Source organism: Streptomyces netropsis (genome assembly GCF_014203545.1).
Classification (GTDB): Bacteria; Actinomycetota; Actinomycetes; order Streptomycetales; family Streptomycetaceae; genus Streptomyces; species Streptomyces netropsis.
This window is the reverse complement of the sequence record NZ_JACHJG010000007.1, coordinates 151612-164229: the sequence shown is the minus strand read 5'-3', so window position 1 is coordinate 164229 and position 12618 is coordinate 151612. Positions and strand designations below refer to the sequence as shown.

Genomic DNA, 12618 nt, shown 5'->3' with positions numbered 1-12618 from the left:
CCCGCGATATACCCGCACTCTGGAAGGGGGCGAATACCGACAAGGAGGGAAAACGTCATGCGGGTGCTGGTGGCCGAGGACGAAGAGACGCTGGCCGAGCTGGTGGCGACCGGGCTCCGGAGAGCCGGGTTCGCCGTCGACACGGTCTACAGCGGGGACGCCGCCATCGCGTACCTCTCCCTCCACGACTACGACGTCGTCGTCCTCGACCGCGACCTGCCGCGCGTGCATGGTGACGACGTGGCCCGCACGCTCGTCGCCGAGGGCTCCCGGACCCGGATCCTGATGCTCACCGCCGCCGCCGGCATGGAGGACCGGGTCGCCGGGCTGGATCTCGGGGCGGACGACTATCTGCCGAAGCCGTTCGAGTTTCCCGAGCTGATCTCGCGCGTACGGGCACTGCGCCGTCGTAGCGCCCGCCCCGCGCCTCCGTTGCTGGAGCGGCACGGGCTGGAGCTGGACACCGTGCGGCGGATCGCGATCCGTGACGGGCGGGAGCTGGACCTCTCGCCGAAGGAGTTCGCCGTGCTCCAGATCCTCCTCGAAGCCGACGGCGCGGTCGTCAGCGCGGAAGAGCTGCTGGAACGGGCCTGGGACGCGCACGCGGATCCGTTCACGGGGGCCGTGCGGGTGGCGATGAGCAAACTGCGCGGCAAGCTCGGGGACCCGCCGTTGATCCGTACCGTGCAGGGCGTCGGGTACGCGCTGTGAGCCGCACCCGGATGCGATGGCCCGCGCTCACCGCCCGTACGCGGATCGCCGTGGCGTACGGCGCGGTGTTCCTGGTGCTCGGGGCGGTGCTGCTGGTGACGGTCAACGTCCTGTCCGGCGCGGGGACGCGGGAGCGGGCGACGGTGATCGCCCGCACCGCCGTGCCGGGGGAGCCGTACGGCCGCATCCCCGTGCGGGACGCGCAGCGCACGACCATCGCCACGGCCTACCGGGTCTCCGGCGACGTCACCGATGCCGCCTCCCAGCAGCTCGTCCTCTGGTCGGTGATCGCGCTGCTGGTCACGGCCCTGCTGGCGGTCGGCGTGGGCTGGTGGACGGCGGGCCGGGTGCTACGGCCCGTCCACGCGATGACGGCGGCCGCCCGTCGGATCTCGGAGCGCAATCTGCACGAGCGGATCGGGCAGCGGGGCCCGGAAGACGAGTTGAAGGAACTGGCCGACACCATCGACGCGCTGCTGGGGCGGCTGGAGGGCGCCTTCGACAGCCAGCGCCGCTTCGTCTCCAACGCCTCGCACGAACTGCGCACCCCACTGGCCACACAGCGCGCGGCGATCCAGGTCGGTCTGGACGGCGACCCGTCGCCGGAGGAGCTGGCCCGTACGAAGACGCTGCTGCTGGAGACCAACCGGCACTCGGAGCGGCTCATCGACGGCCTGCTGGTGCTCGCGCGCAGCGAGCGCGGGCTCGAGCGCCGGGACCCGCTCGACCTCGCGTTCGTCGTGGCGGAGGAGGCCGAGGCCCTCGCGGAGCGGGCGGCGGAGGCGGGCGTCCGCATCGACGTCCGCACGGCGGCGTCGCCCCTGACCGGCAACCGCGTGCTGCTGGCCCAGCTGACCGGCAACCTGCTGCGCAACGCGGTGAGTTACAACCACCCGGGCGGGACCGTGGAGGTGCGGGTGCGCCCGGGGCGGCTGACCGTGTCGAACACCGGACCGGTGGTGGCGGAGGACGAGGTCGAGGGCCTCTTCGAACCCTTCCGGCGGGGAGCGGGGCGGGAACGGCTGGGCGGGGGTGTGGGGTTGGGGCTGTCGATCGTACGCTCGATCGCCCGCGCGCACGGGGGTACGGCGACGGCGGTGGCCCGGCCCGGGGGCGGCCTGCGGGTGACGGTGGATCTCCGCGACGCCCGGGCTGGTTCCCGATCGGCGTAGTCCGGGAAGCCCTGGTCGGACGCAGCCTTGACACCGCCCTCATGGGGGACGCGGTCGGTACGGCAAAGGCCGCCCTCACACACGAGGGCGGCCTTTCCGAACGCGGTAGCGGACCGGCGACTAGTCGACGATTCCCGCCGCCCGGGCCTCGATCAGCCACTCCGGGAACTCGACCATGAGCTCCTTGTAGAGACCGGCGTCCGTCAGGGCGCGGGGGTCGCGGCCCGCGTGGAAGAAGCCCGCGTTGTCGACGACGCGCTTCTCCGGGACCGCCAGGTCGTCCAGCTTGCGGAGGAAGTCGAAGCCACGGGCTTCGGGGTCGCCGAAGCCGACGAACTGCCAGAAGATCGGGAGCTTCGCCGCCGCGCACAGGGCGCGTTCGGCGGCGGCCTTGCTGGTGGGGGCTCCGTCCGTCTGGAAGATGACGAAGGCGGGGTCCTTGGCGCCGGACTCCTCGTAGTGCTTGACCACGGCCTCGATCGCCCAGTGGTAGTTCGTACGGCCCATGTGGCCGAGGCCCTCGTGCAACTCCTGCACGCGGCCCGTGTAGTTGGTGAGGTCGAGATCGGCCGTGCCGTCGACGTCGGTCGAGAAGAAGACGACCGGGACCGTGCCGTCGTCGTCGAGGTTCGCGGACAGGCCGAGGGCCTGCTCGGCGAGGTGCTGGACCGTGCCGTCCTTGTAGTAGTTCCGCATGGAGCCGGAGCGGTCGAGGACCAGGTAGACGGCCGCCCGCTGGCCGGTGAGGCCCTGCTTCTCCAGGGAGACCGACGCCGCCTTGTAGAGGCTGACCAGCTCGGGTGCGGACTGCTGGATCTTCTCCAGGGAGATGGCCGGGGCGGCGGCCGGCGCCGTGGCCCCATCGGTCAGAGCCGTCGCAGCCGTCGCAGCCGTCTCAGCCGTCGTCATCGCCGGTGCCGGCTCCGGCGTCGGGCCGGGGGCCGGTTCCGGGTTGGGCGTCGGCTCCGGGCCCGGGGCCGGCTCGGGCACCGGGTTGGGCTCCGGGGTCGGGACCGGCTCCGGCTGGGGGATCGGCTTGGGGGACGGCATCGGAGTCGGTTCGGGCTCCGGCTGCGGGCGCGGGTCGGGGGTGGGGACCGGGCCCGGGATCGGGTCGAGCGGCCCCGGGTCGGGGACGCGCTCGGCCGTGCCGGGCACGACCGTCTCGGCGACGACCGTCTCCGCGACGACGGGCTCAGCCGCAATCGTCTCCGCGGCGACCGTCTCGGCGGCGACCGTCTCCGCGACGACGGGCTCGGCGGCGACCGTCTCTGCGACGACCGTCTCTGCGACGACGGGCTCAGCCGCAGTCGTCTCCGCGGCGACCGGCTCGGCTACGACCGTCTCCGCCGTCACCGGCTCCGCGACGACCGGCTCGGCCGCAATCGTCTCGGCCGCAATCGTCTCCGCGGCCACCGGCTCGGCGGCGACCGGCTCGGCGGCGACCGGCTCGGCGGCGACCGGCTCCGACGGAAGCGGCTGCGCGGGCAGCACCGGGGTCGTGACCGCCGGGCGGAAGTCCTCGGTCTCCCCGGTCTCCCCGATCGCTTCCGTGGAGACCCGCGGCTTCGCGATCGTCTCCGCCACCGGCGCCGGGTTCACCTCTGTCGCCGGTGCGGGCACGGTCGCGGATACGGACTCGGCGGCCCCGGCACTGTCGGCGGTGTCCGGCCCCGCGTTCTGCTGGGGCAGGCTCGGTTCGTCGCGATCGGCCTTCCTGGACCGGCCGAACGCGTTCCTCAGCAGACTCCGAATGCCCATGTGGAGAAGTCCTTCACGTGTCTCGGGTGCGATGAAATGTCCGTAGTGGGGTGATAAGTCCCAGGGCGGGACGGCTACGTAAGGCTAGCCGTCAAGCCCTGCCCGGCGTGTTCGACCCTCGCGAGCCGTTTCGTGCGCCACCCACAGGGAGCGCATCTGCTACGTCTCAGGGGCCTCAAAGGTCGCTACCCGTCGCTTTAGCACTCACACCGTCAGGCAGTCCGGCCACCGCACCATCAGGCCATCGCACCATCCGCCATCACACCGCGTCCGGGATCCAGCTGCCGTGCAGTCCCAGCGGCACCCGCACCGGCAGATGGATCCGGGCCACCGGCCCCGCCGCGATGTCCTGGGCGGCCAGCACGACCAGGTCCGTGGCGCCGCGCTCCGCGTCGAAGGCGTAGGACATCAGCCAGCCGTCGTCCTCCGCCGCCCCCGGCCGCGACGGTACGAACACGGCCTCGCCGATGTCGCCGCCCGCGGCGACCCGGTACTCCTCGCTCGTGCCGCGCTCCAGGTCGTACTTGACCAGCCCGGCCGGTACGCCGTACCCGGCCGCCTCCGCCACGGCGTAGCCGAAGCGATGGCGGGCGGTGAGACGACGCGGGTCGACGCGCGGGAACTCCACCGCGCGGTCGTCGAGCCGCTGGCGCCAGACCCGGCCGGCCACCGGGTCGACGGTCCAGCGCTCCAGGTACGCGGGCCGCTCGCCCGGGCCCGGCCGGGGGCCGTCGAAGAGGCGGTCGTAGCGGACGAGGTGGAGGGTGATGAGGCCGTCGTGCTCGTAGGCGTTCATGGGGTGCAGGACGAAGCAGGGGTCGATCTCCAGCCAGCGCACGTCCGCCGGCCCGCCGTCGCGGGGGAGCACGCCCAGCCGGGCGGCGCGGCCGGGGGCCCACGCGTAGGGGAAGCCGGCGACCGGGCGGCCCGTGTGGGGGGTGAAGACGACCGGCAGGTCGTACAGCACGACATGCCGTTCGGTGAGGGAGAAGTCGTGCATCATCGGGCGGCCCGGGACCGGGATGTCGACCCGGCGGCGGACGCAGCCGTCGACCCCGGCCACGAGGTACTGCACGTACGGCCAGGCCCAGCAGTACGCGACCGCGTGCAGCTCGCCGGTGGCCGGGTCGACGACGGCGTGCGCGGCGAGGCCGCCGGGCAGGGTGCCGTGGAAGTCGAACGGGCCGATCGTGAACAGCTCGTCGTCCAGCTCGTACGGCAGCGCGCCGCCCTCGACGAGCGCGAGGTAGTGCCCGGCGAAGTTCAGGATGTGGGTGTTGGGCGCGAAGTCCATGTCCAGATGGCGCGGCCCGTGCAGCAGCTTCTCGCCGAGCCGCCCGGCGACCGCGTCGGAGCGCACCCAGCGGTTGCGGTACCACTCGGCGCGGCCGTCGCGCAGCCGCACACCGTGCACCATGCCCTCGCCGCTGAACCAGTAGTGGGCGGCCGGCCGGTCGACGGTCAGCGGATTGGGGCCGTTGCGGAGATAGCGGCCGCGCAGGGACTCCGGGACGCGGCCGGTCACCGGGAGGTCGACGGCGATGATCTCGTCGTGGACGGGTGCGAAGTGGCCGCTGAGATAGGGGTTGCCGAGGGCGTCCCCGGCGACCCTTCGTAAGGAACTTCCCCTGGCGCCGTCCGCGGCGCTCCCCGTGCCGCCCCCGCCCCTGCGTGCTGTGCCCTTACGGCCCTCGGCCTCGCGCTCGTCGGTCATGCCGCCCTCCAACGGCCCGCCCCCGCGCGGCCGTTCTTCCACCATCCAGCGGAAGGGCCGGTTCGGCCAGTCTCCTCACCCTGATCCCGTCATCTGACGCTATCGGCGGTCATGCATTTTCATCTGCTGCCATACGGTGTCACCGGCGCAGAGGGCGCGTGAACACCCACCGCTCGGGCTCCGGCGCGGGCGGCCGGATCCGCCCGACGGCCTGCCAGCCCCAGGCCCGGCAGGCGGACTGCGCCGCCACCGCGCCCGGCGCGAGGAACCCGGCCGCCAGCGTCGCGCCCGTCCCCGACAGCAAGCGGTCGTGCAGCCGCTTGCCGATGCCGAGGCGGCGGCGCCGGGGCAGGACCATCAGCTCGGCGACGGCGAAGACCCGGCCGGCGGCCGTCAGCTCCTCCAGCTCGTCGGGGACCGGTCCCACGAAACCCCGCCAGTGGACCCCGTCCCGCGTCACCGGGAACCCGTACGCGCAGCCCACCGGTCCGCCGTCGTCGGCGACGACGAGGTCGAAGCCCGGCAGCGCGGCGTGCTCCGCCAGCCGGTCGATGAACCGGGCGCGGCCGTCGAACGCCTCGCCCGGGGGGTCCTCGTAAGCCGACCCGTGAAGATCCGCGAGCTGCTCGCGGTACTGATCTGCCTGCCAGCGGCTCAACCTGCGCAAGAAGACGTCGCCCATGCGACCTTCCTGCCCAATGCGGCCCACGGCCACCCGCGTGGGGGACGGGGTAACCGGCCCGGCGGGCTGTCGTTTTCCGTGGCGGCACCGGGAACAGCATGGGTCGGGCACACCACGGGCAGGACAAGAGCTGGGTAAGAAATGGGTGCAGGGCAACCTTATCCACCCGTTCCCGCCTCTTCTTCGGTGAATATGGCTCGACCGAACATGAGTACCCACCACGGGGGCAGGGAGTTGAGGGGCACATGGGCCTGACCAGTCGGTCGCTCTTGTATGCGGTGGCATTCGCGGCCGTGTTGTGCGTGGGGCTCATGGTCTGGTTGTGGCCGCGGCTCTCCGGGCGCGGACCGCTGCCCGTGCTGGGGCGGCTCGGCGCCATCGCGCTGACGCAGCTGACCCTCACGGCCGTGCTGGCCCTCGCGGTGAACATCAGCATGGGGCCCTTCTACTCCTCGTGGAACCAGCTGCTCGGCCGGGTCGACAAGTCGCCCGTCAACGTCACCGGCTTCAGCAGGAACGGCGGATACGGCACGATCGGGGCCACCAAGGGCGGGCTGGTGCAGCCCGCCGGTCCGAACGGGCTGGACAAGGTGCACGGGCTCCCCAAGGGACCCGAGGACCAGGTCGGCAAGGTGCAGTCCGTACGCATCGTCGGCCGCCGCTCGAACGTGATCAACCCGGCCTTCGTCTATCTGCCGCCGCAGTACTTCCAGAAGCAGTACGAACGCCAGCGCTTCCCCGTGATGGTGGCCATCAGCGGCTATCCGGGCGGCACCGTGAGCCTCGCCCAGCACCTCCAGGTGCCGCAGACGGCGGCCAAGCTCCAGGCCGAGAAGCAGCTCCAGCCGACCGTGATCGTGATGATCTCGCCGACCATCGCGCCGCCGCGCGACACCGAGTGCGTGGACGTGCCGGACGGCCCGCAGGCCGAGACGTTCTTCACCAAGGACCTGCCCGAGGCGCTGCGCAGCAGCTACCGGGTCGGCCGTGACGCCAGCGCCTGGGGTGCGCTCGGCTACTCCTCGGGCGGCACCTGCGCCCTGGAGCTGGCGATGCGCGCGCCCGACGTCTATCCGACGGCGGCGGCCCTCTCCCCCGACTACAGGATCAAGAACGACCCCACCACCGGCAACCTCTTCGGCAGCGGTGAGAAGGGGAAGCAGCGCCAGCGCGAGCACGACCTGATCTGGCGGCTGGAGAACATGCCCGTCCCGCGTGCCTCGGTGCTCGTGGCCAGCAGCGAGAAGGGCGAGAAGAACTTCGGGGACACCAAGAAGTTCCTCGACGCGGTCAAGCCGCCCATGACCAAGGCGAGCATCATCCTGCCGGAGGGCAGCCATCACTTCACGACCTGGCGGCGGGAGATCATGCCGGCGATGAAGTGGATGGGCGAACAGCTGACCTTCCCGCAGGACGTCGTCGACAACCGCAAGCCGTCGGACCGGCACGACCCCTCGAAGAAGGACGCCGGCAAGAAGGACTCCGACAAGAAGGCGGAGAGCGGTTCGGACGGTCGCTCGGAGAAGAAGGACCCGGTGTCGGTCACGCAGGACGACGCCAAGAGGAACGAGCAGGCGGAGAACGGCCGGGCCGCGAACGGGCAGGCCGCAGACGCCCAGGACGGGGACGAGCCCGCCGGGGCCGAGCAGGAGGAGTGACAGGTGACAGGGGGAGGCGGCGCTCAGCCCAGTGACACGGTCTGCGGTATCGGCGCCTCGGGTCTCGCGTCCTCCTGAGGTATCGCCGCCTGCGCCGCTGCCGCCGTCGTGATGGCGCAGGTGAACAGCAGCTCGTCGTCCTGGTGGCCGCTGACGTGGGTGACGGTGGAGCCGGCGGCGTCCGGCTCGCCGCGCTCGGCCGCGATCCAGCAGGGGCTGCTCAGCTCGGCGTAGCGGTGGAAGGCGCTGGTGAGGGCCGTAGGGCTGACGGTGGAGCCGGGATCGAGGGCCATGGCCGCCTGGCGGGCCGCTTCCAGCAGGACCATGCCCGGGATGTGGTCGACGGGGTGGTCGAAGAGGATCGGATGCCGCATGTCCGCGCGCAGCTGCCAGCGGCCTGAGCGGCGCGGCCCCGCGCGCCGGGGCTCGACGGGCCGTCCGCAGTTTCCGCAGCTGCCCGGGGGCGCCGCCGAGAGGACGACGTCGAACGCCGATGCGCGGCCGACGTGCTGGGGGAAGACGGGGGAGCCCAGGGTGGCGGGGGGCCCGGTCAGCAGGGGCCCCCGCAGTCTGCGGTAGACCTCGGGCGAGGTGCAGGTGAAACCGGCGCAGCCGGTCGCGGCGAGCAGGCCGTCACGACGTAAGACCACGTCGTAGCGCATCCCGGCGAACGAGCCGCCCCGGCGCCGCACTTGTGAGCACGTCACTTCCAACTCCAGCTCGGCGGGGGCGAAGCCGACCGCGAGCTGCTCGGGACGCGCCGTGTAGTCCAGGCTCCACATGAGGAACTGGTGGCCGAGGGGGACGTCGAACTCCGCGTGCGCGAGCAGTGATCCGATCTGCCGGACGGTCTCCGCGATGAGCATCGGGTCGTGCCGCGTGCCGTGCCGGGAGTCGTGGACGGGGGTGAAGAAGCTGTGTCCGCGCGGCCATTGGGCCGAGACCTGGAACCGCAGCTCGTCCAGCCTGCGCCACCCGGTCAGCAGTACCTCGGCGACGGCCGCCCGGTGGACGAACTCCCGTGGCACCGTGGTGGTCAACCGCGGCTCGCCCGGCGTGATCGGTGCGGGTACGGAGGTCTGGGACATGGCTCCCCCTGGATCAAGTGCTGCGCGGCCGGGTGGCCTCGGAAACGGGAACGGAAGGGATGGGAAGATACGTACTAGCCGGTTTTATTTCCACCTGCTCGCTTCTTTACCATACGAGGTAGTTGAGGATCCCTCAGCTCTCGTGTGACCTAGCTCTCGCTTGTTTACGTTCGTACTGGACGGTTTTATTCGGGCTGTCAGCCCTCTCGCCGTCCACTTTTGGAGGACCCCATGACCGGTTCAGCAGAGCCGCTGCGCCGATTAAGGCTGGCCGCCGTCAACATCGACGGAGTCCTGCTCAACGACACCTTCAGCCCGGTGATCCATCAATTCGTCACCAGCCGGGGCGGGCGCTACACCGCCGATGTCGAGAGTGCCGTGTTCTCCCAGCCCCGTCTCGTCGCCGCGCGGGCGTTGGGCGCGATGGCGGGTGTGCCGTGGACCCCGGAGAAGGTCCTGGAGGTCTATTTCGAGGAGCGCGCCGCCTACCTCGAACACCATCCGCTGCACCTCCTCGACGGGGCTGTGGCGTTGCTGCGGCGGCTGCGCGCCCTGGGGCTGCGCACCGTCTGCTACGGCGGTCTCGACGCCACCCATTTCCGGCGCCATCTCGGGGAGTTCGCCGATCTGTTCGACGGCCCCGGCTATGTCTGTACGAACGACTTCCGGCCCGGCGTCCACGAGATCGTCACCGATGTCTTCGGCCTCGACCACGACCAGGCGTTGTTCATCGACGACGTGGCCCGCGTCGCGGAGGCGGCACGGTCGCTCGGCACGGCCTTCATCGGTCACCCGCCCCACTTCGCCCACGGATTCCAGGGCGAGTTGATGCGCGAGGCGGGCGTGCGGCACATCGTCGACTCCCTCCCGGCCATCGACGAGCCGCTGCTGCGCACCCTCGACGCCGAAGCCGCCGCCGGGACGCTCTGGGCTTCGCCCACCACCACACACGAAACGGAGGGTCCCCGCGATGACCGGTGACCACAGGACCGACGCGACCGCCGCCACCGACGGAGGCCACGGGCTTCTTCGCGGCAAGATCGCACTGATCACCGGTGCCAGCAGCGGCATCGGGGCCGCGGCCGCGCGGGTGTTCGCCCGGGAGGGTGCCACGGTCGTGCTGACCGCCCGCCGCGAGGAGCGGCTCCGCGACCTCGCGGCCGAGCTGCGCGAGCAGGGCGCCGAGGCCGCCCACGTGGCGGCGGACGTCACCCGCCGCGAGGAGACCTCGCGGGCCGTCGCGTTCACCGTCGAGCGCTACGGACGGCTGGACGTGGCCTTCAACAACGCCGGCTACGGCGAGGGGCGCACGCCCCTGCACCTCATGGACGACGACGTCTACGACCGCATCATGGACATCAACGTGCGCGGTGTCTGGAACTTCCTCCGGGACGAGATCGCCGTGATGCTCGACGGCGGCACCAAGGGCGCCATCGTCAACACCAGCAGCGTCGGGGGTCTGCTGGCCACCCCGGTGGCCGCCCCGTACGTGGCCTCCAAGCACGCCGTGATCGGTCTGACCAAGGCCGCCGCCGCGGAGTACGCGGCCTCCGGCATCCGGGTGAACGCGGTGGCCCCGGGCACCACGCGCAGCGAGGTGGTCGAGGATTGGTTCGCGAAGAACCCGGGGATGGAGGAGGCGCTGCACGCGGCGACGCCGCAGCCCCGGACCGCCGCGCCCGAGGAGATCGCCGAGGCGGCCGCCTGGCTCCTCAGCGACCGGGCCTCTTTCGTGACCGGTGCGACCATGCCGGTGGACGGGGGCTTCACAATGGTGTGACTCTGGTGCGTCCCCACTCGCTCGCTCGGCCCGGTCGTGGCGCCGGAGTTGGTAACATTACGTACTTGCCGGTTTGGTTTTCAGGGGGGCGATGAGCGGCATGCGGGACACGCGTCTCGCCCCACACCGCCGGGACGCGGTGCGGGCGACTTACTGATTCGGAGGCACACCGTGGCAAAGCAGGACCGTGCGATCAGGACTCGGCAGAACATCCTGGAAGCGGCCGCGGTGGTGTTCGACCAGAAGGGCTACGACGCAGCCACGATCACCGAGATCCTGGCGCGGGCCGAGGTCACCAAGGGCGCGCTGTACTTCCACTTCACCTCGAAGGAAGAGCTGGCTCTCGCCGTCATCGACGCGCAGGTGACCCAGGCCCCGCCCATGCCCTACATGCCCACCAAGTCCAAGATGCAGGAGCTGGTGGACATGGGCATGCTCTTCGCCCACCGGCTGGCCGACGACGCGCTGCTGCGCGGCAGCGTCCGGCTCACCCTCGAGCACGGCTCGACGAGCCTGAACCGCAGCGGCCCGTTCAACGGCTGGAGCCAGCTGCACACCCAGGTCCTGGCCGAGGGCCTGGAGCGCGGCGAGGTGCTGCCGCACGTGGTGCCCGCCGACACCGCGGAGCTGCTCGTCGGGGCGTACGCCGGCATAAACACGATGTCGCAGGCGATCAACAACCGCGCCGACCTCGAGCGCCGGGCCAGCGTGCTCTACGAGCACGTGATGCCCAGCGTGGTGGTGCCCTCGGTGCTGGCCCGGCTCGACATGGCCCCGGGGCGCGGCGCCCGCGCCCTGGCCGAGGCCGAGCGGCTGCGCGAGGCCACGGTGCGGGAGGCCGCCGCGGAGGCCGCCGAGGCCGAGCGGGCGGGGACCCCGGTCGGGGTCGCCTGAGCGACGCCCCGGCCGGGGGCGTCGCGCGCCTGTCCGTCCGGGGTGCCCGCGCGGAGGTCGGCCGCGTCCGGCTCGGATCGCCCCGGGGGCAAAGACCGGGACCGGCCGAACCCGCCGGGGATCCGCCCGCCGGGTGTCCGGCGTCATTCCCGTGGCTGGACCGCGTCCCGCGGTGAGCGCGGCAGGTCGTAGAGCGACGCCGGGACCCGGCAGGGGCCCAGCGTGCCCGTCGGGCGGAGCCGGCCGGGCGCGGCCACGCCGGGGAGCACGAGCTGCCAGAACTGCGCGAGCCAGTCGCGGCCGGTGTCGCGGGGGCCGTCCACCGAGCAGTGGGCCTCCGGGCCGGGCGGCGTGCGGACCAGCAGTTCGGTGCCGGTGGCCATGGTCAGGGCCAGGGCCGTGAGGGTGCGCGGGTCGTGGCCCGGGGCCAGGCCGTGGTCGTCCTCGGCCCGGCGCAGCACGTCCTCCAGCAACTCCCGCCACAGCACGGTGCAGTCGTAGGCGGCATCCGGCGCGTGGTCGAGCTCGCGGGAGAGCCGGATGCCGGCCCGGACGACCACATGGTGTTCGAGCAGATGGGCCAGCACGTGCGTCATGTCGATCACGGTCTGGAGCGTCGGCGGGCGCGTGTGGTCCAGGGCGGTCAGCGCCGTGCGGGACGAGGAACAGGCCGTCGACTGCACCGCGCGGGCCAGGTCCGCCTTGGTCGCGAAGTGGAAGGACAGCGCTCCCTTGGTCACCCCCGCCGCCTCGCTGATCGCGTTGAGCGAGGCGCGCTCGTATCCGACGTGATCGAACACATCCGCCGCCGCGGTCAGTAACGCGCTGCGGGTTCGTTCGGCCCTCTCCTGCTTAGCCACGTGCTTCCTCTGCCGGGTCGTCAGGGATGGCCGGACGACGAAGGCACGGTCCGGCCACGAACAGTGAACTATAAAACCAACCTGTCGGTATTGTACCGCCGGATCGATCACCGGTGAAGCGTCCCTGGCTCCGAGGTCGGCGCGAAGGCAAGCCGACACCCCTGGCAGTGCGGCAAGTTGAGGGGTTTCCCTCGCTTTTACGGGCGTGCCCCCAGAGGTGCCCGGCGAGCATGTGGCGGTTTGTTAGCGTCCGCCGTGTGGCGCCCCGGTGCCGGGGAGCAGAGGCCCGTACGAGGTA

General features: G+C 71.9%; 11 protein-coding genes. 6 read left to right on the top strand and 5 right to left on the bottom strand.

The genetic code is table 11. The features are described from left to right. Positions 1-57 precede the first annotated feature (57 nt). Positions 58-711, top strand: coding sequence for a response regulator transcription factor (locus tag FHS38_RS18240; RefSeq protein ID WP_184734634.1), 654 nt, complete (start codon positions 58-60; stop codon positions 709-711). 11 nt (positions 712-722) lie between these two features. Further along, positions 723-1883 (top strand): sensor histidine kinase, encoded by a 1161-nt coding sequence (locus FHS38_RS18235; RefSeq protein ID WP_184735047.1) that lies wholly within the window; start codon positions 723-725, stop codon positions 1881-1883. Between the two features lie 120 nt (positions 1884-2003). On the opposite strand, the gene FHS38_RS18230 is transcribed toward FHS38_RS18235, so the two are convergent. The 3 genes from FHS38_RS18230 to FHS38_RS18220 form a co-directional block, all read right to left on the bottom strand. Further along, positions 2004-3644 carry a VWA domain-containing protein gene (locus tag FHS38_RS18230; protein ID WP_184734632.1) on the bottom strand — a complete coding sequence of 547 codons (1641 nt, stop codon included), beginning with the start codon at positions 3642-3644 and terminating at the stop codon, positions 2004-2006. Positions 3645-3903: 259 nt separating this feature from the next. Beyond that, the gene (locus FHS38_RS18225; protein WP_184734630.1) at positions 3904-5358 is read right to left on the bottom strand and encodes a carotenoid oxygenase family protein; all 1455 of its coding nucleotides are present in this window, start codon (positions 5356-5358) and stop codon (positions 3904-3906) included. Positions 5359-5497: 139 nt separating this feature from the next. Next, entirely contained in the window at positions 5498-6040 is a 543-nt protein-coding gene (locus FHS38_RS18220; protein WP_184734629.1) for a GNAT family N-acetyltransferase, read from the bottom strand. Positions 6041-6285: 245 nt separating this feature from the next. Between FHS38_RS18220 and FHS38_RS18215 the strand changes: the two genes are divergently transcribed. Beyond that, positions 6286-7698, top strand: a complete 1413-nt coding sequence (locus FHS38_RS18215; protein WP_184734628.1) for an alpha/beta hydrolase — start codon at positions 6286-6288, stop codon at positions 7696-7698. 23 nt (positions 7699-7721) lie between these two features. Here FHS38_RS18215 and FHS38_RS18210 read toward each other — a convergent pair whose 3' ends face one another. After that, complete coding sequence (locus tag FHS38_RS18210) at positions 7722-8786, bottom strand: ScbA/BarX family gamma-butyrolactone biosynthesis protein (RefSeq protein ID WP_184734627.1); 1065 nt, start codon at positions 8784-8786, stop codon at positions 7722-7724. A gap of 231 nt (positions 8787-9017) precedes the next feature. On the opposite strand from FHS38_RS18210, the gene FHS38_RS18205 reads away from it, so the two are divergent. From FHS38_RS18205 to FHS38_RS18195, 3 genes are all read left to right on the top strand, one after another. Then, positions 9018-9767, top strand: coding sequence for an HAD family hydrolase (locus tag FHS38_RS18205; protein WP_184734626.1), 750 nt, complete (start codon positions 9018-9020; stop codon positions 9765-9767). Next, positions 9757-10566, top strand: a complete 810-nt coding sequence (locus tag FHS38_RS18200) for an SDR family NAD(P)-dependent oxidoreductase (RefSeq protein ID WP_184734625.1) — start codon at positions 9757-9759, stop codon at positions 10564-10566. The genes FHS38_RS18205 and FHS38_RS18200 overlap by 11 nt, the downstream gene beginning before the upstream one ends. 171 nt (positions 10567-10737) lie before the next feature. Further along, a complete protein-coding gene (locus FHS38_RS18195; protein ID WP_184734624.1) occupies positions 10738-11460 on the top strand; it encodes a ScbR family autoregulator-binding transcription factor in 723 nt (240 codons plus the stop codon). 143 nt (positions 11461-11603) lie between these two features. On the opposite strand, the gene FHS38_RS18190 is transcribed toward FHS38_RS18195, so the two are convergent. Then, positions 11604-12320 (bottom strand): ScbR family autoregulator-binding transcription factor, encoded by a 717-nt coding sequence (locus FHS38_RS18190; protein WP_184734623.1) that lies wholly within the window; start codon positions 12318-12320, stop codon positions 11604-11606. Positions 12321-12618 lie beyond the last annotated feature (298 nt).